Origin of the sequence: Calditerrivibrio sp. (assembly GCA_026415135.1) — a bacterium.
Taxonomy (GTDB): domain Bacteria; phylum Chrysiogenota; class Deferribacteres; order Deferribacterales; family Calditerrivibrionaceae; genus Calditerrivibrio.
Genome location: JAOAHS010000019.1, coordinates 24,007 through 50,440, shown reverse-complemented (window position 1 = coordinate 50,440; position 26,434 = coordinate 24,007). Strand labels below are relative to the sequence as shown.

23 protein-coding genes are annotated in these 26,434 nt (G+C 34.4%); 4 read left to right on the top strand and 19 right to left on the bottom strand.

Features of this window, described 5'->3' with window-relative positions:
- The 12 genes from N3C60_03585 to metF all read right to left on the bottom strand — a co-directional run.
- A partial coding sequence (locus N3C60_03585) for a hypothetical protein (protein ID MCX8083984.1) occupies positions 1-387 on the bottom strand: 387 nt, incomplete at its 3' end.
- Positions 384-1,661 carry a phosphoribosylamine--glycine ligase gene (purD, locus tag N3C60_03580; protein ID MCX8083983.1) on the bottom strand — a complete coding sequence of 426 codons (1,278 nt, stop codon included), beginning with the start codon at positions 1,659-1,661 and terminating at the stop codon, positions 384-386. The genes N3C60_03585 and purD, both read right to left, overlap by 4 nt.
- 11 nt (positions 1,662-1,672) lie before the next feature.
- Positions 1,673-3,223, bottom strand: a complete 1,551-nt coding sequence (purH, locus tag N3C60_03575; GenBank protein MCX8083982.1) for a bifunctional phosphoribosylaminoimidazolecarboxamide formyltransferase/IMP cyclohydrolase — start codon at positions 3,221-3,223, stop codon at positions 1,673-1,675.
- 1 nt (position 3,224) lies between these two features.
- Positions 3,225-3,707, bottom strand: a complete 483-nt coding sequence (lspA, locus tag N3C60_03570; GenBank protein ID MCX8083981.1) for a signal peptidase II — start codon at positions 3,705-3,707, stop codon at positions 3,225-3,227.
- Positions 3,708-3,719: 12 nt separating this feature from the next.
- A complete protein-coding gene (gene ileS / locus N3C60_03565; protein ID MCX8083980.1) occupies positions 3,720-6,515 on the bottom strand; it encodes an isoleucine--tRNA ligase in 2,796 nt (931 codons plus the stop codon).
- Between the two features lie 73 nt (positions 6,516-6,588).
- Positions 6,589-7,494 carry an ROK family protein gene (locus N3C60_03560; protein ID MCX8083979.1) on the bottom strand — a complete coding sequence of 302 codons (906 nt, stop codon included), beginning with the start codon at positions 7,492-7,494 and terminating at the stop codon, positions 6,589-6,591.
- Positions 7,491-8,513 (bottom strand): DNA photolyase, encoded by a 1,023-nt coding sequence (locus N3C60_03555; protein MCX8083978.1) that lies wholly within the window; start codon positions 8,511-8,513, stop codon positions 7,491-7,493. Before N3C60_03555 ends, N3C60_03560 begins: the two co-directional genes overlap by 4 nt.
- Entirely contained in the window at positions 8,500-9,267 is a 768-nt protein-coding gene (locus tag N3C60_03550; protein ID MCX8083977.1) for a hypothetical protein, read from the bottom strand. The genes N3C60_03555 and N3C60_03550 overlap by 14 nt, the downstream gene beginning before the upstream one ends.
- A 7-nt stretch (positions 9,268-9,274) precedes the next feature.
- Positions 9,275-10,243 (bottom strand): signal recognition particle-docking protein FtsY, encoded by a 969-nt coding sequence (gene ftsY / locus N3C60_03545; protein ID MCX8083976.1) that lies wholly within the window; start codon positions 10,241-10,243, stop codon positions 9,275-9,277.
- Between the two features lie 43 nt (positions 10,244-10,286).
- Positions 10,287-10,748, bottom strand: coding sequence for a lytic transglycosylase domain-containing protein (locus tag N3C60_03540; protein MCX8083975.1), 462 nt, complete (start codon positions 10,746-10,748; stop codon positions 10,287-10,289).
- Entirely contained in the window at positions 10,745-11,377 is a 633-nt protein-coding gene (locus tag N3C60_03535) for a hypothetical protein (GenBank protein ID MCX8083974.1), read from the bottom strand. Before N3C60_03535 ends, N3C60_03540 begins: the two co-directional genes overlap by 4 nt.
- Positions 11,370-12,224 (bottom strand): methylenetetrahydrofolate reductase [NAD(P)H], encoded by an 855-nt coding sequence (gene metF, locus N3C60_03530; GenBank protein ID MCX8083973.1) that lies wholly within the window; start codon positions 12,222-12,224, stop codon positions 11,370-11,372. Before metF ends, N3C60_03535 begins: the two co-directional genes overlap by 8 nt.
- A 56-nt stretch (positions 12,225-12,280) precedes the next feature.
- On the opposite strand from metF, the gene N3C60_03525 reads away from it, so the two are divergent.
- On the top strand, positions 12,281-12,901 hold the full coding sequence (locus tag N3C60_03525) for a lytic transglycosylase domain-containing protein (protein MCX8083972.1): 621 nt from the start codon (positions 12,281-12,283) through the stop codon (positions 12,899-12,901).
- Here N3C60_03525 and N3C60_03520 read toward each other — a convergent pair.
- The 4 genes from N3C60_03520 to dnaG are packed head-to-tail and all read right to left on the bottom strand — an operon-like array spanning position 12,852 to position 18,525.
- Entirely contained in the window at positions 12,852-13,934 is a 1,083-nt protein-coding gene (locus N3C60_03520) for an iron-containing alcohol dehydrogenase (protein MCX8083971.1), read from the bottom strand. The genes N3C60_03525 and N3C60_03520 overlap by 50 nt on opposite strands.
- A complete protein-coding gene (locus N3C60_03515; protein MCX8083970.1) occupies positions 13,927-15,030 on the bottom strand; it encodes an aminopeptidase in 1,104 nt (367 codons plus the stop codon). The genes N3C60_03520 and N3C60_03515 overlap by 8 nt, the downstream gene beginning before the upstream one ends.
- Before the next feature lie 3 nt (positions 15,031-15,033).
- Complete coding sequence (gene rpoD / locus N3C60_03510; protein ID MCX8083969.1) at positions 15,034-16,839, bottom strand: RNA polymerase sigma factor RpoD; 1,806 nt, start codon at positions 16,837-16,839, stop codon at positions 15,034-15,036.
- 3 nt (positions 16,840-16,842) lie between these two features.
- Positions 16,843-18,525, bottom strand: coding sequence for a DNA primase (dnaG, locus tag N3C60_03505; GenBank protein MCX8083968.1), 1,683 nt, complete (start codon positions 18,523-18,525; stop codon positions 16,843-16,845).
- 49 nt (positions 18,526-18,574) lie between these two features.
- On the opposite strand from dnaG, the gene N3C60_03500 reads away from it, so the two are divergent.
- Together N3C60_03500 and bioD are read left to right on the top strand one after the other, a co-directional pair.
- A complete protein-coding gene (locus N3C60_03500) occupies positions 18,575-19,492 on the top strand; it encodes an ABC transporter ATP-binding protein (protein ID MCX8083967.1) in 918 nt (305 codons plus the stop codon).
- Positions 19,489-20,160: a dethiobiotin synthase gene (gene bioD / locus N3C60_03495; protein MCX8083966.1), complete on the top strand. Its 672-nt coding sequence runs from the start codon at positions 19,489-19,491 to the stop codon at positions 20,158-20,160. The genes N3C60_03500 and bioD overlap by 4 nt, the downstream gene beginning before the upstream one ends.
- 50 nt (positions 20,161-20,210) lie before the next feature.
- Here bioD and N3C60_03490 read toward each other — a convergent pair whose 3' ends face one another.
- The 3 genes from N3C60_03490 to N3C60_03480 all read right to left on the bottom strand — a co-directional run bounded on the left by N3C60_03490 (position 20,211) and on the right by N3C60_03480 (position 25,782).
- Positions 20,211-23,546, bottom strand: coding sequence for an EAL domain-containing protein (locus N3C60_03490; protein ID MCX8083965.1), 3,336 nt, complete (start codon positions 23,544-23,546; stop codon positions 20,211-20,213).
- 2 nt (positions 23,547-23,548) lie between these two features.
- The gene (locus tag N3C60_03485) at positions 23,549-24,379 is read right to left on the bottom strand and encodes a PhnD/SsuA/transferrin family substrate-binding protein (protein ID MCX8083964.1); all 831 of its coding nucleotides are present in this window, start codon (positions 24,377-24,379) and stop codon (positions 23,549-23,551) included.
- Between the two features lie 128 nt (positions 24,380-24,507).
- On the bottom strand, positions 24,508-25,782 hold the full coding sequence (locus N3C60_03480; GenBank protein MCX8083963.1) for a rhodanese-like domain-containing protein: 1,275 nt from the start codon (positions 25,780-25,782) through the stop codon (positions 24,508-24,510).
- Between the two features lie 208 nt (positions 25,783-25,990).
- Between N3C60_03480 and N3C60_03475 the strand changes: the two genes are divergently transcribed.
- Positions 25,991-26,431, top strand: a complete 441-nt coding sequence (locus N3C60_03475; GenBank protein ID MCX8083962.1) for a universal stress protein — start codon at positions 25,991-25,993, stop codon at positions 26,429-26,431.
- The last annotated feature ends 3 nt before the right edge of the window (positions 26,432-26,434 follow it).

The window sequence follows — 26,434 nt, the reverse complement described above, 5'->3', positions numbered from 1 at the left end:
ACTCCACTCACTACTACACCAAACAATTTTTTCCTCACTCATAATGTTGATATATTTTTTGATAATTTCATCATTCAACAACCACGTATCAGCCTCTAAGATAATCAAGAAATCTGTCTCATCAGGTATTTTTTCTAACCCTTTTAAAATCAATTGTGCATTACCCCGTATATGTCCGAGATTCTCATCCAGCTCAACAACAACATCAGAAAGTCTATAAACTTCCTCTGGCAAATGAAAACCATCCCTTGAACCATTTGATGATACCAGAACGTATGCCCTATCACCAATTGACCATCTTTTTCGTATTATAGTCAAATTTGCTAAAAGATCATCAATTCTACTATACACCCTTAGCAAAACAGCAATTTTTTTTATATCAGTCACTGAATCCTCTTCAATCCTTTCATACCAATATCCTTTCGATAATGACAGTCCTTGAAACTTATCTTATCTACCTCTTTATATACCTTTTCGATGGCACCTTTAAGAGAATCAGACTTAGCAGTGATGCACAATACCCTCCCACCATCAGTAAAATACTTCCCATCACAAAACTTTGTTCCAGCGTGGAATACTTTTACATCATTTACAACATCCTCAAGACCTTTTATCTCATACCCTTTTTTATATTCCTTCGGGTATCCTCCAGAAACCATTACAACACCAACTGAAAATTCATCATACCATTGCAAATCATACCCTTTCAAATCTCCTGCTATAGCTACATCTATCAACTCAAAAAAGTCACTCTTCATCCTATATAACAACGGCTGAGTCTCAGGATCACCCAATCTACAGTTAAACTCCAACACCTTAGGCTTACCGTTATCAATCATCAAACCTGCATAAATAAACCCTTTATACAAAATCCCCCTTTTTTTTATCTCCTCTAAAAGGGGATACATAACCTCATTCATCACCTTTCTATGCACGTCAGCATCCACTATAGGAGCAGGGGAATATGCTCCCATACCACCGGTATTTGGTCCTTTATCATCATCATACACTGTTTTATGATCTTGACTTGAAGCAAAAGGCAAAATCGTCTCACCATCGGTAATAGCTATAAAAGAAGCTTCTTCACCTTTTAGATACTCCTCTATGACAACTTTATTACCTGCCTCACCAAAAATTTTATCCAAAAAGATCTCTTTTAGAGCATTTTCAGCGTCCTTCATATCAAAAGCCACAGTTACACCCTTACCTGCTGCAAGACCATCAGCTTTTATTACTATTGGTACACCTTTTTCTTTCAAATACTCCACAGCGCTACCATAATTATTACATTCCTTATAAAAAGCTGTTGGAATACCCGCAGAAACCATCACTTCCTTTGCAAAAGCTTTACTAGCCTCAAGCAAAGCACCATCCTTTTTTGGCCCAAATACTTTTAGACCTTTATCTTCAAAAAAATCTGATAACCCTTTTGCCAATGGTTCCTCAGGCCCAACTACAGTAAAATATATATCATTATCCATTACAAAAGCGGCTAACTTTTCAAAATCAGTAACTTTGATATCTACATTTTCACATTTATTTTCATTAGCAGTACCACCATTGCCAGGTGCGCAAAAAACCTTTGTTACTTTCGGACTTTCAGCTAATTTCCAAGCTATTGCATGCTCCCTACCACCAGAACCAACAACCAAAACTTTCATAACTTTTTCTCCTAATGTTTAAAATGCCTTATGCCTGTAAAAACCATAGCAATACCATGTTCATCACAAGCCTTTATCACTTCCTCATCTCTAATGGATCCACCTGGCTGAATGATAGCCTTTATACCCCTTTCGGCAGCTTCATCTATACTATCTCTAAATGGAAAGAAGGCATCTGAAGCCATAGCTAAGCCCTCTATAGATTTCCTTGCCTTTAGAGCTGCAATCTTACTTGAATCAACTCTACTCATCTGACCTGCACCTATACCCACAGTCTGTCTCTCATTTGCATAAACTATGGCATTTGACTTGACATGCTTTGCAACCTTCCACGCAAATTCAAGGGCTTTGTATTCGAAGTCTGTTGGCTTTCTCATAGTGGGGACATGAAGCTTTTTAATATCATCTATTTGATGTAGATCCCTATCCTGTAATAAGAACCCTCCAACGACTTTTTTAAGATCAAGCTCCGAATCCCTATAATCTGTAATCTCGCCAGTCTCTATCAGTCTTAGATTCTTCTTTTCAGCAAATACCTCTTTAGCTTCTTTTGAGAAAAATGGCGCAATAATAACCTCTAAAAACAGCTTTTTCATCTCCTCTGCAACTTTACCATCCACTTCCCTATTGAGGGCCACAATACCTCCAAAAGCACTCACAGGATCGCATTCATAAGCCAGCAGATAAGCCTCCAAAAGGTTTTCTCCAATAGCAACACCACAAGGGTTGTTATGTTTTACAATAACACAGGCAGGCTCTTTAAACTCCTTTAAAAGCTCAAAAGCAGCATTTATATCAACAATATTGTTAAAAGAAAGCTCTTTACCCTGTAACTGTTTTGAAGTGGATACGGATACCTCTTTAATTAAAGGTTGAGTATAGAAGGCAGATGCCTGATGAGGATTCTCACCATACCTCATAATCTCTTTTAATCTTCCAGTCACAACAGCATATTCTGGGAACTTCACCTTCATCAGTCCATTAAAATAATTAGCAATCATACTATCATAAAAAGCCGTAAGGGAATAAGCCTTTCTTGAGAGATTCATTCTCGTTTGATAAGATATCCCGCCTGATTTTTCTATCTCATCCATTATTATTCTGTAATCACCTGGATCAGTCACCACAGCAACAAACTTAAAATTCTTGGCTGCCGATCTTATCATAGATGGACCACCGATGTCGATATTTTCTATGGCCTCATCTATTGATACACCCTCCTTTGAAATAGTCTCCTCAAAGGGGTAAAGATTTACAACTACCATATCAATGTCTTTCAATCCATGTGCATTCATAATAGCTCTATGCTCATCATTATCCCTGATGTTTAGTATACCAGCATGGACTTTCGGATGAAGAGTTTTAACCCTACCATCCAACATCTCTGGGAAACCTGTAAATTCTGATATCTCTACAACAGACACACCATTTTCTTTTAGCGCTTTATATGTTCCACCTGTAGATAAAATTTCAACCCCTTTTGAAGACAAAAACTTGACAAACTCAACTATACCATCCTTTTTTGAAACGCTTATCAACGCTCTCTTAGGCATTATGTTCATCTTATCCTCCAGTAGCTTGTTTTCTCTTTTTATCTCTTATCAAATCCAAAAGCAATAAGCCAACACCACAGCTTATTGATACATCTGCCACATTAAAAGCTGGCCAATGATAAGATTTTATATAAAAATCTAAGAAGTCTACAACCTTACCTATCATTACTCTATCGATGAGATTGCCTATTGCACCAGCTAATATGAAAGAATAAGCATACCTACGAAGAATAAACCCCCTTTCTCTTATAATCAGGTACACCACCAAACATATAGCAATAAATGTAACAAACACAAAAAAGAGCACTCTAAATCTTTCATCCATCTTAGCCAAAAAACCAAAAGCAGCCCCTGGATTTAAAACATAGGTAAGGTTAAAAAAGCCATCTATTACTGTGATACTCTCATAAAGCTGAAACTTCTCTATTATGATCTTTTTAGTCCATTGATCCAGAACCACCAACATTATTATGAGAATATAATTGAACTTCATCTAGCACCTATACTATATGTTTTCTACACATCTTGAACAAAGCGCTGGGTGTTCTGCATGCTTACCAACGGTGGTTGAATGTACCCAACATCTTTCACATTTTGGTAAAATAGAAGCAGAAGCCTTTACTTTAATCTTACCATCTTCTGAAGTGTATATCTCCTCTGGTGATTCTTTCAGATCATATAAATAAAGTTCGGAAACAATAAACATCTTCTCCAAACCCTCATCAACTCTGCATATTTCCATATCACTAGATGTCAAATAAAGATCTATCCTCGCATCCAACGGATGACCTACCACTTTTTCAGCTCTTGCTAACTCCAGTGCTTTGTTAACCTCTTTTTTTATCTCAATGATCCTATCAAATTTTGCTAACAGATCCATATCGATATTATCCACTGGAGGATAAGTTTCTAAAAAAACGAACTCTTTTTTATCTTTAAATACCGGTAGATATTCCCATATCTCGTCAGCAGTAAAAGAAAGTATAGGTGACATAACAATCGCCATCTCTTTGATCAGGTGAAACATCGCAGTCTGAGCAGATCTCCTCTGGTAGGAGTTATACTTAAAGGAATAGGTCCTGTCTTTTATAATATCAAGATAAAAAGAAGATAGATCATTAATACAAAAATTTATAAAAGAGTGATAAAAGATATGAAATTGATAATTCTCGTTGGCCTTATAAATCCTTTCTTTGACCTGTTGCCACCTGGAAAGAATGTACCTATCAAGCTCCATAAGCCTTTCATAAGCAATGGCATCTTTATCAAATTCGAAGTCATAAAGATTACCTAAGAGATACCTTGCTGTATTTCTAATCTTTCTATAAGATTCTACCAATCTTTTTATGATATCTTCAGAAATCCTCACATCCTCAGTATAATCCTCAGCAGCCACCCAAAGCCTTAAAACCTCTGCACCGTACTTTTCAATTATCTCCTGTGGTTTTACCACGTTTCCGAGGGATTTGGACATTTTTCTGCCTTTACCATCCACAACAAAGCCATGAGTCAAGACTTCTTTGTAAGGTGCCACTCCTCTGGTCCCCACAGATTCCAAAAGGGAACTATGGAACCAACCTCTATGCTGATCGCTACCCTCAAGATACATATTGGCACCAGGTTTTAGGTCATCCCTTACTTCACATACAGCAGCATGGCTTACCCCTGAATCAAACCAAACATCTAAAATATCTGTTTCTTTTCTTATATTGCTACCCTTACATTTAGGACATTGAAACCCCTTTCCCAAAAAGAACTCAACATCGTTATCAAACCAGGCATCTGCACCCTGTTTCATAAACGCATCTAAAACTTTCTCTTGAATATCTTTATCGATAATAATCTCTTCGCATTCACCACAGATAAAAACAGCTATAGGTACACCCCAACTCCTCTGTCTTGAAATGCACCAATCGGGTCTGTTTTCTATCATAGCCGTGATCCTATTTTCACCCCATGTGGGGGTCCACCTAACCTTTTTTATCTCTTCAAGTGCCTTTTTCCTTAGCTCATTTGACTCCATAGATATAAACCATTGGGGTGTAGCTCTGTAAATCACAGGTTTTTTACATCTCCAGCAATGTGGATAAGAATGTTGAACATCACCAGCCAAAATTAGTGCACCATTTTTATCCATGTGCTCTACAATTAACTTGTTTGCTTTATTAATATTTAAACCAGCAAAAAACTCAACATCCTTTTTAAAATTTCCAAAATCATCAACAGGGTTGTAGATTTCAAGCCCGTACTTCAAGCCCACCTCGTAGTCTTCCTGCCCATGGCCAGGTGCTGTGTGAACAATACCTGTACCTTGTTCAAGCGTGACATGTTCACCTAAAACCATTAATGAAACCCTATCGTAAAACGGATGCCTGCACTTACCTTTATCAACCTCAACACCTTTAAAAGATTTCACCTCTATATATTCAAGGATCCCAAAAGGTTTAACAAGCCTTTCAATCAACTCAGTAGCCAACAAAAGCATATCACCTTTTTTTATATTCTTATTATCAGTATTCTCAACTCTGATTATACTGTAACTAAACTCAGGATGAAAAGCCACACCCATATTGGCAGGCAAAGTCCATGGAGTAGTGGTCCAAATAACAACATAAAGATCACCGTTAACACCAAAAGCTCTCTTCGTTTCTTCTAAAACAGGGAATTTTACATATATTGAATGGGATATATGGTCACCATATTCCACTTCAGCCTCTGCAAGAGCTGTTATACAATCTATGCACCAATAAACAGGCTTGGAACCTTTATAAACCCCACCATTATTGAAAAATTTGTATAATTCTTTCAATGTAATGGCTTCGTACTCATAATCCATTGTTATATATGGATTGTTCCAATCACCCAAAACACCGAGTCTTTTAAACTCTTCCCGCTGAACATCAATAAACTTTTCCGCATATTTCCTACACATCTTCCTCTTTTCTGACTTTGGGATCTCATGTTTTTTATCCCCCAACTCTTTATCCACCTGGTGTTCAATTGGCAACCCATGACAGTCCCAACCAGGCACATAAGGAGCATAGTACCCTTCTGCACTTTTAATCTTTACTATAAAATCCTTCAATATCTTATTTAAAGCATGTCCGATGTGGATATTACCATTAGCATAAGGTGGGCCATCATGAAGTACATATTTTTTCTCTGGATTTCTTGATGCTAATATTTTATTATAGAGTTTATTCTCTTGCCATTTTTGAATTCTTTTGGGCTCCTGTTCACTAAGATTAGCTTTCATGGGGTAATCTGTCTTAGGTAAATTTAAACTATTCTTATAATCCATACTAACTCCCGTATTTATTATTTGTACATATAAGAGTTACAAAAGATTTTTTTAACACCAAACAACCTTTTTATCAAGTTTTTTTTAAGCTACAAGACATCAAAGCTAAAGCTACACCCCCATATATCCCCGCATTATTTCTTAGCTCTGCAATGGATAGCTTCGTCTTTGTTTTAAACGCAGGAAAGATCATTTTAGAAAAATACCTTATAGTTTTTCTGTAATAAAGATTACTACTAAAAGAAAGACCTCCACCTATCTTAATAATTTCGGGAGCAAAGATATTGGCTATAGACACTAAACCAGACGCTAAATGATAAGCAAATATGTCCACACTTATCTTTGCTAAAACATCCTTATTGGAACACTTTTTAAAAATCTCATCCGCCTTAGAAACATAAAGACCTGAAACTTCTTTATATGTTTCAATCAAACCACCCATACCACAATACGCCTCAAAACAGCCCATCTTGCCACAACCACACTTTCTTCCATTAAAATTTATGGTGATATGTCCTATCTCCGATATTGTAGTCTTACCAGATAGGATTTTCCCATCGAAAATAACTCCACCTCCTACACCAGTACCCAATGTAACCAACACAAAATCCCTTATACTTGACTTTTCTACAAAAAAATATTCACCCAAAGCAGCTAGATTACCATCATTTTCTACTAAAACATCACACCTTAACATTTCATTAAAAGAGGTTTTTATTTTTATACCATCTAAAAACTGAATATTAGGAGCATAAATAATCTCATCCTTTATAAAATCATAAACCCCAGGTATTGCAACACTTACAACATCAAAAGCAGTATGCTTTGTACATTCCTCTATCCTAAGCACAAACTCATTAAAATCTTTTGGTGTTTTAAAAAAACTAAAGTTTTGTAACTCCACATTGTCTTTATCCAAGACCTTGAAGAAACCATACTTAACGTTAGTCCCGCCTATATCGATGGATAATACATTCATACTCTTTTCCAATTAAAATATGCTTCAAACTTTTCTCTATCACCGGGATCATAGCCTATAACTCTTCTCCAAATAGTTTCATCCTCCATGCAGAAATAAATAAATACATCTTTCCAGCTCGATCTGATTTTGGAATATATAAAACTTAACATTTTAAACCTTTTACCTTTAAAATACCTCATCTTACCATCAAGGGATTTCACAAAAGTATTAGCTAAGATCTTGGTGTGGGGAAACTTTATCCTGATAATATCTGCAAGCTCAGGAATAAACCTAAAACTTGAAATACTAATAAATTCCACATCTTTTTCAGCTATATTATCAAACAGATCCTCAATAAGATCAGCGTATAATCCTTCAAAGTTATCCCAATCTATCAAGGGATCGAAATGAAAGCCCACTTTGTAACCATATTCAGTTAAAGCTTTAGCTGCAAATATTCTTCTACTTACCGATACTGTAAAATGTTCTTCACTGGATACTATCTCCTGGGGATTTAAGCTAAATGAAACTAAAATATTTTTCGGATCATGATTGAATAAATTTTTAATATTATCAGATTTGGTTTTAAATTCAAACCGGATATTTTCACATTCGTTAATGAGTGGGATAAAAAAGTCTGTCAAATACAAAATATGATCAAGAGCAAGGCTATCTGATAACTCCCCTGTACCTAACCTAAAACGCCCTTTTTTATCCAGTTGTTTGACATTATATATTATTTCTTCAAGATCGTCATAGACTTTTATAAAATCATTATTCAGGTAAACCTGCAAGATACAATAAGAGCAGTCAAAAGGACAACCTTCAACTACATCCACTACCATATAGTTACAACATCTATATTCTTTTGTGCCGGGGCATTTGTGAACAAACCTGTTTTTCTGGGAAGTGATGTATATGTTTTTTTTACAATCCTCGATCTCATCTTCAGATGAAACGGGATAATAAGCTATCCCCTTCTTTTCAAATAACCTATGGAAGTAGCCTCCAAGACATTTTTTATTAAGAAATACCATAATCCTCCATCAGAGAAAAGAGCTTTTTGAAGTTATCAGTGTTATATGTTAGCTCATCCAATGCCTTATACAGGTCATCGATATTGCTTATGGAAAAGGAGATTATAAGCTCACTTTTTTCAAAGTTGTTACTATTTCTGACTTGAACATGTTTAAATCCCATAAGTATTTTATTAAAAGATTCCAGAAAAGTATAATATTCCTCATCCCTCTTCCTTTTAATCAGTTTAAGCTGTCCCAAATCCCCTCCAATCACACCTCCAAAATCAAAAAGATCATTTAAAAAACCCCTAAATTCTCCCAAAGATGGGAAGCGTTCAACAAAATTCACCAGATGGATCAAAGTATCGTGGCTTAAAGACCTAATCTGTTTTATATATTTTAGGGATACTTCCTTCTCGGACAGGTATTTTTTTAATTTATCAGGCAATTTATTAAAATAAAGCAGTAGTTCAAAATCAAAACTGCTTTTTATTCCATACTTCTTGAAAAGATCTATATCGGAAAACAACACACCTAACTTTTGAACAATACACGCCAGATTTGATAGGTGTATAAGGTTTAATTCACCTTTTTTATAAAAGTTTATAGAAAAGTACAGGGCGTCAATGGGCTTATAATCATCTTTTATGATAAAACTCTCACCAGCATAGTCAAAGTAATTAAGCTGGTAGCCATTCCAGACAACCGGAGAGTATATATCCGATCGATCATTCTCCAAATATAACCAACGAAAAAGTTCCCTATCAAACATTTACAACCTACTTATCAAAAAGAGCATCCACAAAAAGCTTGGCATCAAAAGGCTTCAAATCATCCATCTTTTCACCAAAACCTATGAATTTTACAGGTATCCCAGTTTCATCCACTATACCCACAATGACACCACCTTTTGCAGTTCCATCAAGCTTGGTAAGAACAATGCCTGTCACCCCTATCTCTTCTTTAAATCTTCTCGCTTGCTCTATGGCATTTTGACCACTGGTAGCATCTATTACCAACAATACCTCATGGGGAGCACTTGGAATAGTTTTTTTTATTACCTTTACAACTTTCTTTAACTCATTCATAAGATTGAATTTATTATGAAGCCTACCGGCAGTATCTGCAATAACAATTTCTACCCCTTTAGCTTTGGCAGACTCAACAGCATCAAAAATGACTGCAGCCGAGTCACTCCCCTCAGACTGCCTAATCACAGGAACACCCACACGATCTCCCCAGACCTGCAACTGCTCTATAGCTGCTGCCCTAAAAGTATCACCAGCAGCTAAAATTACCGAATATCCGTTATTTTTAAACATATTGGCTAATTTAGCAATAGTTGTCGTCTTACCAGTACCATTTACCCCTACAATCAACATGACAAAAGGCTTATCTTCTGTTGTATTTAATTCATTTTTGATACTTAAAATATTTATCAACTCATTTTTAATAGCATTTTTTAGCTCTGAGGGGTCTTTTAAAACATTCCGGGATACATCGCTTTTTACTTTTTCAATAATTTTCAAAGTTGTATTAACACCAACATCGGCAGTGATAAAAAGCTCCTCCAGTTCATCAAACAATTCGGCATCTATCTTCTTTTTACCAAAAATAATGTTTTCTAGCCCTCCCACCAGTTTTGTAGATGTTTTCGCCAAACCAGATTTCAGCCTTTCCAACAACCCCAACTCATCCTTCTGAGCTTTCTTTTCCTCATTTTTCTTAAAAACATCAAAAAAACCCATTAAAATCTCCTCTTAAGATTTATCCTCTTTGAATAGAACCTTATCAGTTGCTTTTTGTATCAAGTCTATCTTTTTGATTATTAACCACCTCTACACCTTTCTGTTTTTTTAACTGATTATATACCTTTAAAATATAAGTGCTATAATTAGTAGCTTTAGAACCCTTGTTATAACAATCAACAGCTCTCCAGTTAAAACCAAACCTATTTATGCACTTAGATAGTATCATGGCTCCAGTTTTGACATTTTCACAAGGATCCGCCAAACGATGCCATTTTTCCTCACCTAACTCATAATACCAAGCACTATTTATCTGCATAACACCATAGTCAAAGGTTCCGTTTTTGTTTTTATTAATTGCATTTGGCTTCATGTTACTTTCGACCATCGCTATAGCAATCAATAGATCCTTGCTTACTCCATACAGTTTTTCTGCTTCATCGAAACAGTATGGATAAACTAAATTGTGCATCATCAAGAGTAGAGTAAAAAATAAGACTCTCATAAGAGGTTTCTCCTTATAAAATCACTAAGATTATCCATAGCAAGCATAAAATTCCATTCCTGATTCCTTCTTTCCCCTGTAAAATTTGAAATAGCCCTAATATGATAAACATCCCTACCAAAACCCATTGCAACAAGCCCCACCGATGCCCCTTCCATTGTTTCCACATCTGCATTCGTTTTTGACTGTAACATATCAGACCAAAAATCTGTCCCACTACACACCGAGACTGTATTACCTGTTACTATCTTTAGGTCCTCCCATACCTTAAAAAACACCCTGTTCTTTTCACAAATAGCAAACCCCATTTCATCCAATCCCATCAACTTATCCCCTAAAAAAACTCCCTCATCAACGAAATAATCCTCCATGATCGTTACCACGTCCCCCACTTTTAATCCACTTTTTCTGTAAGCTCCCCCTATACCCAATAAGAAGTATTCATCAGCCCCATAACTTTCAAATACCTTGTAAGTGTTGATCAAAGAAGCTGATTTGCTCACCCCTATCACACAAGCTAAGACATCGCCTTGTTTCAGACACAATAGACCATTATTCTGGTCAAAACGTTTTTTAAAGACATAAGAAGCCTCTTTTAATGTAGGAAACATCAATATCCTTTTATACATATCCCAAATTCTTCAATATTTCACCTGTAGCTTCAGATCTATTAAGGGTATAGAAATGAAGTCCTCTTACTTTGTTTTTAAGAAGCTCCTCACACTGCCTGGTGGAATACTCTACCCCCACAGAAAACACATAATCATCATTCTTACCCTCTATCTTTTCCACCAAACTACGTGGGATACTCACACCACACATCTGTTTAAACTTCTCTATCTGCCCATACGAAGTAATCGGCATTATACCAGCTATTACCGGTTGATCAATACCATATATTTGAAGTATTTCAAGATATCTATAAAAGAAAGTATTATCAAAAAAGAGCTGGGTTATAATAAATTCTCCTCCAGCCTCTATCTTTTCTTTCAAATGCTCAATATCTTTTTCAAGGCTCTCAGCTTCTAAATGCCCCTCAGGATAACCTGCCACCCCGATACAAAAGCCATAGGGTTTGATCTCTCTTACAAGATCGGCAGCGTACTTAAAATCTGAACTAATTGTATAGGCTAAGCCATCTTTTGGTATATCACCTCTTAAAGCGAGGATGTTTTCGATCCCATTTTTTTTTAAAATATCCAAAAGATCATCTATCTCATTCCTATTTGAAGTAATACATGTAAGATGCATCATCGTCTCTATGGAGTAATCCCTTTTGATTCTCAGCGTCCAATCAAGGGTTTTATCCTTAGTGCTACCACCTGCTCCATAGGTAATAGAAACAAAATCTGGCTTAAATTTTTTCAAACTATCTATCGTTTCAAAAAGTATATGTTCGTTTTCTATTTTTTTAGGTGGAAAAAACTCAAATGATATCAGAGAATGTTTATTCTCCAGCATATTCGAAATCTTCATTAAACTACTCCCACAATATTATTGACTACTAAAATAATTTATGAAATATTACGTAGATGGTTGAAAAAATATACAAATACACATTATCGTTATTTCTGGCCCATCTACTTTTTATAAATTTTGTAACTTTTTTCACTACTTTTAACCCAAAATCCATTATAAACCCTTTTTTTATAAAATCAAGAACTATTAGTGTTTATATACTCCTACACTACATTATAACAGATACCGGGGTATTAATTCCTCTACCTTCAAAGGAAGAACTCTATAAAATAATAGAAAAACATTGTCAAAAATACAAAATAGATCCAGAATTAGTAAAAATTGTTATAGAAGTCGAATCAAAATACAAAAAATATGCTATCTCAAGGACAGGAGCAGTTGGTCTTATGCAAGTGATGCCATCTACTTTTTATGATATCGGTTTTCAAAAACCTTTTGATATAGAGCAAAATATAGAAGCAGGGATAAAATATTTATCTATGCAGATAAAGAGATTCAGGAGACTTGATCTTGCACTATCTGCTTACAATGCCGGACCAACCAAAGTATTAAAAAACATGTCAATACCTAAAATAGGTGAAACTGAAATATACGTAAAAAAAATTATGGAAAAGTATTCAAAAATTAGACAAGATGCTCTAGAATATAATTTTTATCTACTTCAAAAGGAGTAGATAAAGCATTAGGTTTTTTAATAGCATATTCCACCATCTTTTCCACATCAACACGTTCAAAAACATTAGCAACAATACCCCCAAATATCTCCTGCACAGACTCTTCAACAGTAATTCCCACCTCTTTTTCCAATAGTCGTAAAAGTTTTAACTTTTCTATATTAGAATCTTCACACATCTTAATATACTTTGTAAGCAATGATAGATTGGCAAGGCCATGCTGAACCCTGTGAACATTTGTCAAATAATAACCCAATGCATGAAGCACAGTGGTACCTGTATGTAAAATTACAACACCGGCAAGTGATGATGCAAAAAGAAGCTCCTTTATATCACAGTCCCTTCCCTCGCAAACAGACTTTAAATTTTTCAAGATTATATACATAGCTTCTTTTGCCACTATATCTGAAAACTTATTAGATCTCTTGGATACAAACCCCTCAAAGGCATGGGTAAAAGCATCGTATACAGTGTACAACATAATCTGTTTATCAAGGGTTTTTATAAATTCTGACCAAAGAATTGCTTCTTTTGGAAACGTGAATGGTTTATTAAAATTTACCTTATCTAACTTTTCAAGATCAGTTATAATACTGTAATGATTAACCTCAGAACCAGTACCACACGTAGTAGGAATTGCAATTAAAGGTAAAGGCATATTATATTTTTCAGCATTTAGAAGCTCATAAAAGGGGACATTATTTGTGGCAAAAATCGCAGCCGCTTTACCAGCATCAAGGGCACTACCACCACCAAAAGCGATAACTTTTTCCACTTTATTGTCCTTTAAGAACCTACCAGCCTTTAAAACCTCATTTATCGTGGGGTTTTCATTCACTTCATTAAAAAAATAAATATCATGTTCCCTGAATCTATCCACCAAAAAGTCACTAAAACCGGTAACAAAGATAGCCCTTTTACCAGATACAACACCAACCCTTTTACAATCCTTTAAAAAATTTGTTAATACTTCATAAGGATCCCTTTCCACATGTACTTTAACTGGGCAATGGAAGAAAAAGGCATTAAACATTTAAAAATACCCCATCTTTGTATATCAAAACTCCATCCCTATATACCTCACTCGAACGCTTCATGTCTTTAATCAGATCCCAATGAAGTCCCGACTGGTTTTTACCACCAGTTTCTGGATAGGATGAACCTATAGCAAGATGAAGGCTTTTACCTATTTTTTCATCAAAAAGTATATTCTTACTGGGAATAGTAATAGAATCGTTCAATCCAAAGGCAATTTCCCCTACATATCGTGCACCATCATCCGTTTCCAACATTTTCTGTAAAAAGCCATCGCCTTTTTCCGCCTTTGCATACACCACTTTACCCTTTTCAAATCTCAAAAGAACGTTCTGCACCTCCACACCCATAAAAGAGGTAGGGATATCAAAAAATATTTCCCCTTCGGCACTATCCTCAACAGGACTGGTAAACACCTCTCCATCTGGTAGATTATGCCTTCCACTACAATTTATCCATTTTCTACCTTCTACACTCAGTGTAAGGTCGGTTTTTGTACCCTGAATCCTTATCTGCTTTGCATCCGTTAAGATCTCTACTACTTTTTGTTGAAAAAGATTCACACTATTCCAAGCCAAGACAGGATCCACCTCATCAAGCTTAAGAGCCATTTTCAAAAAATCGGCATAATCATCCAAACTCATCTCAGCATCCTGAGCCATTGCAGAAGTAGGATAAGGTACGATTACCCACCTGAATTCCCCCTTTGCCTCCCTTTCAAACATAATATCTTTTAAAACCTTTGTAGTCTTCCTATGTAAAGCTATCTTTGCAGGATCCACACCGGTAAGCTGCTTAGTGTTTGACTCAGAATCTATATTTATAACTGCATTAACCGTTTTGGCAGTGGTCAACAATACCTCAGGCAAAGTTTCGATAACCTTTTCACTGGCATATTTATAAAATGTATATAACTGCTCATTAAAACTTATCCTAACAAGGGGATAAGCATTCTGAGTAAGAATATATTTATACAAAACTTTAATAAAAGGCTCAGCACAACTTTCACCTCTTATCTCTACCACCTCACCCTCTTTTATCTTCAAACTATAATCACAAACCAATCTCGCCAATTTCTCTTCAAATCCAAACATTGCTTACTCTCCAAAGGTTTTAAGGATCCTGCTTCTAGTGGGGTGTCTCAATTTTCTCAAAGCCTTAGCCTCTATCTGTCTAATCCTCTCCCGAGTAACATTAAATTTCTTACCAACCTCTTCCAATGTATGGTCTGATGCGCAATCTATCCCAAATCTTAATCTCAAGACAGAAGCCTCTCTCGGAGAAAGGGTATCCAAGATCTGTTTTGTATGTTCACTTAATTTAAGGTAAATAACCTCATCAAGGGGGTTTTTCGATTTTTTATCCTCTATAAAATCGCCTAAAGAGCTATCCTCATCCTCTCCAATAGGTGTTTCTAAAGATACAGGCTCTTTTGCAATCCTTAACACTTTTTTCACCTTTTCCACCGGAACATCCATCTTCATTGCTATCTCTTCTGGTGTAGGCTCCCTTCCCAACTCCACCTGGAGATTCCTTGACACCTTCATCATCTTATTTATTGTTTCTATCATATGGACTGGAATCCTAATTGTCCTTGCCTGATCTGCAATGGCTCTCGTTATAGCTTGTCTTATCCACCACGTAGCATACGTGGAGAATTTATACCCCCTCTGATATTCAAACTTTTCTACTGCCTTCATTAACCCTATATTCCCTTCTTGTATCAGATCCAAAAACTGAAGACCACGGTTTGTATATTTTTTTGCTATACTTACAACGAGCCTTAGATTTGACTGAATAAGTTTTGTTTTATATTCCTCCGTCTTGGTGAGATTATGAATCAGGGCGTTATGAAGACTATCAAGTTCAAACCTGTTATATCCCAAAAGCTTTAAATTTTTTTGTGCCTTTTGTTGAATCATTTTGAATTTTGCAATAAGGTTTTGTACCTCTTTTTGAGTAAGAGCCTTATTTTCATTCATCTCTAAATTTTTAACATCGAAATGGATGTAATCAATATTCTCGTCTTTATACCTGAAAATATCTATAATCTTTTTTAGATCTTTCTCCTGCTGGTATAGCTCATCATAAAAAGCTGATATTTCTTTTGCTATGTTACAGATAAGGTTATAGTTAACTTTTATCTTCAAAAGCTGATTGGCTACATCTTCTAAAAGATCATTAACTGTACATCTTATAGACTCCACTCTATCGTGCTTCTTTATGGTTTTCAACTTTCTACAGATCTTTACAGCCTCAGATATCTTTACACAGATATCATCCAGGATCGTCAGATACTCATCCCTAAGTTTTAAGTCCCTCTCATCTTTCAACCTTTTTAACTCATCTTCATCCATCTCATCTATATCAACCTCATCTTCTATACTCATATCTTCAAAGTCCACCAAATCCTTAAGCTTGAAATTACCGTTTTTGATATCTTCCACTATGGATAAAAACTTCTCAGCAGCATAAATAAACGAAAAAGTATTAACAATCACCCTTTTTTGACCATTTTCTATCTCTTTAGCCACTTCAGTTTCTTCATCCCTACTGAGTAAAGGGATATTCCCCATCTCCCTTAAATAGAGTTTGACGGGATCATCAAAAGACAAACCATCTTCCAGACTCTCATCAATAGACAAATCATCGGTCTCCAGTTCGTCCAGCTCTATCTCTTCATCCTCGATAATAGGGGATGTGATCACAGGTGCAGAACTATTCCTATTGTCTATTACATCTATCTTCAGTTGCTTTAATCTCACCAGAATCTCCTCCAAAATCTCTGGCGACAAGACATCTTCCGGTATTATCTCATTTATTTCATCAAAAGTAAGAAAACCTTTCTCCTTTCCTAATGCGATAAGCGGTTTTAAATCAGGCAACTTCACTTTCTTTGACATCAATTATGCCTCCACTTTATTATATTTAATCATTTCTTTGGTCAAATCATCTATTTTCTTTAAAATCTCCATAGACATTTTTACATCTGACACAATCTTTAACTGTTCTTGAAGTTGTAATTTCTCTTTGTTTATATGATTGTATATAAGTTTGTTTCTATTTAAAATAGCTATTTTGTAAGGCTCAACATAATTCCTTTGGGAAACCATATACGATACAAGTTCACCAACTTCCTCATCATTAAAAAGGGTATCTATATTACCAGAACTTCTCATAATGTCAACTATTTTCTCAAATATTAACCCTCTTTTATCCTGATAAAAAAACTCCTTGCTCAAGCCATCAATTAAATTGGAAATCAACTCCTCATCTTTTATTATAAACAGCGATGCTAAAAAATCATCTTCATATATATATCTCAAATCCTTAGGCTTTATCTTTGAATCTTTTTTAAAGATCCTTTTTGAAACCAAAAGTTCTGCATTAATATTAAAAATAGTTTTGAGCTTTTCTGTATAAGCACTTTTTAAGGAGGACTCGGGAAATTTTTCGATCTTTTTTACCAAAGACTCATAAATCTTGACCTTTCTGGAAAGAGAACCATCCATCTTAGCATACCTTTCAGATAACATGATCAACAGGTCCTTTTTATTTAAAAGTACCTCCTCAAACTGCTCCCCTCTATCCCTTAAAAATGTATCAGGATCCTCTCCTTCTGGTAAAAAAACCACCTCTGGAATAGTATTAACAGAAATAAAAGGCTCGAGAATCTTTAGAGCAGCATTTACACCCGCTTGATCTCCATCAAATATAACAATCGGATTTTCAGCATATCGCTTTACAAGTTGGGCATGTTCGTAGGTAAATGCTGTACCCATAGATGAAACAACATTCATATATCCATGCTTCCACATCCTAATGACATCAAAGTAACCTTCCACAATATACATCGTTTTTAACTTCAAACTATGTTCTCTTGCCTTATTGAGATTATAAAGCAGACTACCTTTTTTAAATATAGGTGTCTCTGGAGAATTAATATATTTTGGCATAGCCCCCATAATATCTCTACCTGAAAAAGCAACAATCTCTCCAAAAATATCTCTAATAGGGATGAGTAATCTCCCAGAAAATTTAAAAATATCCTGTCCATCCCTGTAATAAAACAACCCAGATTTTTTTATGATATCATAGGAGTATTTCTTTAATAAACCACTAAAATTGTATCCATCAGGTATAAACCCCAAAGAAAAATCTACAATATCCTTTTCGTCAAATCCCCTCTTTTTCAAATAATCAAGATACACCGTCCCAATATTATCCAATAACATCTCCTGAGAAACAACACTTATATCATAATGCAATCTCTTTAATTCTATTAAACCCTTGTCGATCTGCATCTTTTTTTCAAACTCTATACCTGCTTTTGCAGCAAGCATCTTAAGAGCATCTGTGAAACTCAGATTGTGGTATTTCATGGCAAAAGTAATAACATTGCCTGCACTCCCACACCCAAAACAATGAAAAAGCCTTTTTGATGGAGTCACATAAAAGGATGGTGTTTTTTCATAATGAAAAGGGCATAACCCTCTATAAGAGCTTCCATTCTTTTTCAAGTCCACGTATTGAGATATATAATCAGCAATATCAATTCGTTCTAAAATAATATCCTTTAGTTCACCCATATAAAAATATAATATAGACAAACAAAAAATTTTCAAATATTATTTTTGCATGCTACTAATTGATAATTTGAACATCAGTATAAATGATCATATTATACTACAAGATGTGGCCTTCGAAGTCAAAAAGGGTGAGATCTTGGGTATAGCTGGGGAATCTGGTTCAGGGAAGACAGTTCTTGCTAAATTTCTGCTTGATCTACTGCCAAGTTATTTTGATATCCATTTTAGCGACATAAAATTCTGCGGTATTAGCTATAAAAAAAGTGATCTTAAAGAACTTCGCGGAAAGCATATCTCCATGATATTTCAAAACCCATCATCCTCTATAAATCCTGTTCTAACTATTGGTGATCAACTCATCGAAACCATAAAATTGTATCACAAAAACATAGACTTTAAAAAGAAGGCCATAGAAATTCTAAAATCTGTAGAGATTGATAAGCCAGATCTGAGATTAAACAGTTATCCCCACAACTTAAGTGGTGGTATGAATCAGAGGGTCATGATTGGTATGGCTCTGGCTTCTAATCCGGAAATACTCATCGCAGATGAACCCACAACCGCTTTAGATGTCACCATCCAGCAGGAGATACTAAACCTATTGTTTAAAATAAACAAAGAAAAACAATTAACGATACTTTTCATATCCCATGACCTAAAATTGTTACAATCTATATCCGACAGGGTTTTAATCCTGTATGCAGGGGAGATGATGGAGATTTTAAATGGAGAAGATCTACTTAAAGATAACATAAAACACCCTTATACCTATTTACTAAAAAAATCTGTACCAAGCATAAAAAATGATGTGGAATACCTGGAAACAATACCCGGCAATATCCCCAAAAATAGCCATATATTTAGACATAAATGTATCTTTAGCACCAGATGCCCTTTTGTAAAAGAAAAATGCTTAAATGAAAAGCCATCTTTTAAAAACAATATAAAATGTCATTACCCTTTATGAAAGCTAAGCTAATTTTTATAACAGGAATAGACACAGGTGTAGGGAAAACCTATGCCACAGGACTCATTGCAAAAGGCCTAAAAGAAAGATACCACAAGGTAATAACAGCAAAACCTGTACAGACAGGTAGTAACGTAATTGAAGACATTATAAAACACAGGGAAATAATGGGGACAGAGCTTACATTAGAGGATTTAAATGGTATCACCTGCCCGTATCTATTTAACTATCCTGCCTCCCCACATCTATCGGCACAAATGGAAAACAAAACAATAGATAAAGAAAGGATAAAAAATAGCTTGAATAGCTTAACACCACACTATGATTTCGTAATAATAGAAGGTGCTGGTGGAGCTATGGTTCCTTTAACGTACAGTTATCTTACAATAGATCTCATAAAGGAGTTAGACACCGAAGTTGTTCTTGTAACCCATGCTAAATTAGGAAGTATAAATCATACATTGCTTACCCTTGAGGCATTATTGATTAGAAATATCAGCGTAATTGCCATGATCTATAATACTTTTTTTGACCATGACCAAAAGATATCAAGCAACTTCACTGTTACAATATCTAGTTTTTACAAGAATATACCTATATTTAAAATGTCTAACTACATAGAGGATACCTTTTTCAGTCTCTTAGAAGACATTAAACAAAATAGGTAAAACTGAACATAACCACAAAAAACTTAACTTTACTTTAATTAGTTTATAATTCATACACAAAGATTTTCATAATCGACTTTTATCAACATGTATATATTCTTTAATTCTTCGATATAAGCGCTAAGCATATCTTTGGGGTAATCCTTTCTATTGATCTTTTCAAGGATATTTTTAACCTTATTAATCTTTTCTATTATTGGAGCATAATCTGTTTTCCGCATAAAATATGAATTCCCTTTGTTATTAAGCCAGGCCATCAGATTAAAAAATATTTTATCGTATTTATTCTTATCAAAATCTTTTACTTCTATCTTCTCTACTAACTCTAAAATTTCAGAGATGGCATTTATGAGAGCAAAGATCTCAATATCTTCTTTATTTTTGAAGTAAGATTCCAGAGATTTCTTTATATTTATTGTATTAAGCTCATCATATTTTTTGATAAATTCATCTAAAGGTAAAGGCTTTGAAATAAAATACCCCTGAAATGTATTACAACCCAATTTATACAAAGCTGCAGCTGTCATCATATCCTCCACCCCTTCAGCCACTATCTCCTTATTAAATGCTCTAGCAAGAAGTATCACTACTTCAGAAATATTTAAATCTGTTGGATCCTTTAATAAATCGATAACAAAAATTCTATCTATCTTCACCGTGTCTATTGGCAGAGACTTGATATAGTCCAAAGAAGCATAACCAGTTCCGAAATCGTCCACTGAAGTACTAAAACCCATCTTTTTAAATTCACTAAGAATCGATGCTGCTTTTTCCAGATTATTTATAGATGTGGACTCAATAATCTCTATCTCTATACTTCTACAAACAGTTTGATCCCTTTTTGAAACAATATCACGAACAAACTTAAGTAGTTCTTCATTTAAGAGGGCCTTTGGAGATATATTTATACTTACCTTGATATCGACTCCCTTTGTTCTAAGCTTTTCTAATGCATTAATCGATTCCTCAAATATGTATTTGTCAAACTCGATCTCAATATCTGAATTGTAAATGTAAGGAATAAATTCCGATGGTGGAATCATGCCGTATTCAGGATGCAACCATCTAACAAGCACTTCAGCACCCACAACAGATCCAAGATCAACATTGATCTTGGGCTGAAGGTATAATATAAACTCTCTATTTTTTAAACCTCTGTCGATAGCAGCAACCTTTTCTTTTCTAATAGCAATCTGCTTACTTTGAACAATATCATAGTAGGCGATCTTGTTTCTACCTTTCAACTTTGCGTTGAACATTGCCTGCTGAGCATGTCTTATAAGCTCGTCTGGGGTTTCTTTATCCTCAGGGTAAATTGTTACACCTATGGAACTGGTAAAGTTCCAAGTTTCCCCATCCACTGTAAAAGGCCTAAATATTGCCCACTGGATCCTTTCAAGATATTCATCTAAATTCTCATTCTTTTCTAAAATAGTTGCAAAAACAAACATATCTTCATCAAAGTGGGATATAATATCTTTCGGTTTGAGTATGGGCAGTATCCTATTAGAAATCTGATTAATAATATTATTTGAAACCTCTAAGCCATACTTATCAAGAAATTTTTTAAACCCATCTATATCCAGATAACATACAGCTATATTGCTTGAACTGTTATCCCTAATAAAATCCTTTAATTTAATTAAGAAAAATTTCTTATTCGGTAGTTTTGTTACTTCATTGTAGTATGCCAGATACTCCAACTTCTCCTCATACTTTTTAATGTCTGAAATATCTATAAAACTACTTACATAATATTTAGTTACACCAAAATCGTCCTTTATCGTAAATATTGTCAAATACTCCGGATAGATATCATTATTCTTTCTCTTGTTCCATATTTCACCCTCCCATTTCCCATATTTTTGTATCGAATCCCACATATTTTTATAAAAATCATCATCGTGAAATCCAGACTTTAGTACCGAAGGTTTTCTTCCAAGTACATCCTCTTTTTCATAACCAGTAATTTTACTAAAAGCTTCATTTACATCCAAAATTACTCCATTTGTATCTGTGACCATAATACCGCTTAAACTGTTTTTAAATATCTCATAAGCCAGTTTTACACTCTCCTGTAGTTTAACATTTTCAGTAATATCAACAAAAAAGATCAAATAACCTTGAAAAATCTCATCCAGATTTAAATAATCTTTATAAAATATCAGATTTTTACCATTGTAAAAAACCTCTTTTGTGTCCACATCACCATGAATTCTAAAGAAATCCAACAGATCCTTTTCATCTTTGAAAATGGTGAATACCGCATCGTTATGAAATTTGATATTACCCTTGCTATCGATAGCAACAAGACCACCTTTTACAAACTTTACTAAAAGGGACAAGAATTTCTCAGACTTTAGTAATTTGATTTTACTCCAAATAAACAACCATAGCAACCCAAAAAGCAGTGTATTTAAAACAAGTGCAACCGCAGTATGCATCAGATACCTTTGTTTTACAGAAGCTATAAGACTTTCTTGTTTTCCACCAATTATAAAAAGATTGGCATGATTGATCTTAGCTATTCTTTTAAAAATCAAAAGATACGAATCCCCGTCATAGTTATAACTTAGATTAAAATCACCCTCTTCCCTCAATTTTTTGTTTATCTCATCTGCTTTTACTTGTCTGCTCAATATCTTTTTTACAATATTTTTTGACATATCTTCATTAAACAATATCGATTCATCTTCATGATAACAATCTATATTATCAGAAATTTTAGTCATTAAAGTTTCTTTAAATAGCTTTTTATCGTTCAAAACAACTAAGTAATTAAAAGTACCAGACTTATTTAAATAATATTGGATGGAATACAAAGAAAAACCTATCTTAATTCCTCCAACAACTTGCCCCTTAACCATTAGAGGATAATTATAGCTATAAACAATCCTTCCATCTATTATCTCATAACCGGTGACGATATCGTTTTTTGTAATTGCCTGATAAATAAAATTCTGTTCTGTAATTGGCATTTTACTTAACTCTGGATTCTTCAAGCTTAACAATCTTTCCTGCAAATTATAAACATCAAAGACCACAATACCCTTAGAAAGATAAACATTGTACACAGAATAAAACTTTTTAAGTAGCTCTCTCCGATTCTCTTTGACAATATTTTCATCTTTAATATTCAGTTTTTCTAAAATCTTTACAAACACCTCATCTATAAGTAGTTTAGACATTTCAGCCCTAATCAGAATATCATATTTATCTCGTACAATTTCATAATTTAAAGACACATGTTCAAAAGAAGCTCCTATAAGAGAATCCATCTCCCTTTTAAATGCTCTAAACATATACTGTACGATCAGAAAAGTCACTCCAAGATATACAATCAAAAACACAATTAAATAACTTTTGTCGTTTGATTGCCTTTTCATTTTTACCACAAACCTCCAAAAGGGATATACTTGGGTTTCATTTTTCTTATTATATCATAATCTTTATCACTTATTTCATTAACTCCGTATGGATTTACATTTTTAACAGCTGGTTGCTCAAATACCTCTTTCATGGATATTTTCAACTTATTATATAGTTCATCATTGATAAGCTTCCTATTAGCTACCAGTACAAAACCAGGAAGTTCTGGAGTTTCAATGACTTTTTTTAGATTGAATATCTTAGAATATTTTTCAAAAAGAATACTATTTGTGCACCCATAATCGTACTTTCCAGCTATTACAGAGTTTATGACCTTATTGTGACTACCTAAATAGTCAAACTTTGCATTAGAAAACTCTTTTTTGAACATCTTTTTATATAAATAATCGGCCGATAAATAACCACACGTTGCATAGGGGCTGACAAGGGCAAAGGTCATCCTTTTGTCAAGCCTATCCGTTTTTATGCTATTTTGTACAGTAAACAAAACACATCTGTATTTATATTTTTTTTCTGATATATTAATAACATATAAAGGCACTATTTGGGGGTTCTTCTCTTTGACCAGAACATAGGTAAAAGGACAAAGATAGCTTATACCAATCTTGTCATTTACCACATCATTTAAAAGCTCTTTATTATCCTTAAATTGCTTAAATTCGATGTTAATATTCAATCTTTTGCCAAGTTCCTCAACAAAAAGGACCCATTTTTCATATTCCATACCTGAAGACTCAAATTGAAGTGGAGAAAAAACTATAGTATCAGAGTCAGTATAACTTGAAAAAGCGAACACTAGGATGATCAAAAAAACCCATTTTTTAAACACAACAATCTCTCCAAAACAGGGAATTTTTTTTAATTTTATATAAAATAACGAAGAATTACAACTCATTTTAAAAAAAAAAGCCACCATAAAGGTGGCCCTACTTTATTTAGTCAAATCTGAGAATAATCTTACTTAATTACACACTGACCTGAGGAATAATCCACTTTTGCATCAAGGAAGTAGATGCCTTTCATATTGTATTTACAATCATCTTTAAGACCAAACCACATTTCACCAGCCCTTGCTCCAGAAGCACACATAAAGATAATATTCTTATCCTTTGGAAGCCTTGAAATAACTGAATCGCACCCTTTCTTATACAGATCATCCACAGGGATATTTATAGCACCTTTAACATGTCCATTCTGAAATTCATTTGGATTCCTAACGTCTATTATCACTATATTATCAGGTCTTGAATCTATAAGCGTTTTAAAAAACTCTTTATCTACGGTACCCTCATCTTTTCCAGCTTTTATAGCTCCTGCACCATCAGCTGGTTTGGCTTCATCTTTTTTAGCTGGCTGAGCTTCCTGACCAGGAATAACTATTGGTAATCCTTTCTCCTTCCATTCTGGTTCACCAGCTGCATATACCACAACATTTTTATATCCTTTGTTATAAAGGATTTCTGCTACAATGTGAGATTTCACACATGCATATCCACCACAGAAGACAACCATTTTGGTGTTTTTATCCTGTGGTAATAGTTTCATGTAAGGCTCCTGATTCACAGAGAATTTTGTATCTGGTATGTTTATAGCACCTGGAATTGTACCCTTTTTATAAACCAATTCTGGTCTTGCATCGATGAACAACACCCCTTCTTTATGGAGTTTTTCTGCATATGGAGTACTGATCTCCATGAACGATTTTGTGGAGTATTCAGGATCACCAGCAAGATAGATCTTTACATTAGTATACCCCTTATCCCTTAAAAACTTTGCAACATTATAGCTTTTTATACAATTAACACCACCACAATAAGTAATTATTTCGGTATCTTTTGCAACTTTAAACTGCTCCAACTGTGGAAAAAACTTATCGATATGAGTATCTGGTATATTTATCGCACTTGGAATATGAGCAGTCTGATACATCCTCTCTGGTCTTGCGTCTATAATCACCAGTTGATTGAATTTTCTAAGTTGATCACCTAGCTTTGCTTTTACATAATCATAGTTTACAATTTCAAATTTTGCTTCTTTAATAATCTGTTCCACTGTTTTACCAGCAGGGACCTCGCCACCTTTTTGTTCCTGTTTTACTTCCTGCTTTGTCTCAGATTTTGTCTCAGGTTTTGCTTCAGGTTTGGCCACCTCTTGTTTTTGAGCACCAGCACATCCAAACATCATTGCAACTGCCAGCACCATCAATAAAGTTAGCAACTTTTTAAACATCATAACAAACCTCCTTTTGTAGTTGTATACAGTATACGTTCTGAAAACGCATTTGTCAAGACTTTTTACAACAAAAACTCGTTATTTATCATAACGTTACACAAGACATATCTATATATTCAAATATTCGAATTAACCATATAGTTTTTTTGTAGTAAAAATAAAATCTTATGGTATAATGTTATTATAAGATAATACCAGGAGGTTGATTATGATAAATGTAAAAAAGATTTTGGTTCCAACAGATTTTTCTGAAGCTTCTTGTAAAGCATTAAAGAAAGCCACTGAAATAGCTGAAGCTTTTGGCTCAGAAATTATTCTGTTACACGTTAAGGTGATCGATGTGGCTATAATCGAGCAATATCTTTCAGAAGAGGTGATCAAAGAGTTACAAGAAGCCACCATGAAAGATATAGAAGAAAAATTTGCAGAACAGATACAAAAATGTTCAAAACCCAATATCAAAATCACCACATGTATAAAAGAAGGTGTAGCATACAATGAAATCTTAAAAGCAGAAATAGAGATGGATATAGATTTAGTTGTAATTGCATCCCATACAAAAACATTTTTTGAGGACGTCTTTTTCGGTAGTACTACTGAAAAAGTGGTCAGAAGATCTAAAAAATCTGTATTAGTAGTGAGGGATTAGCAT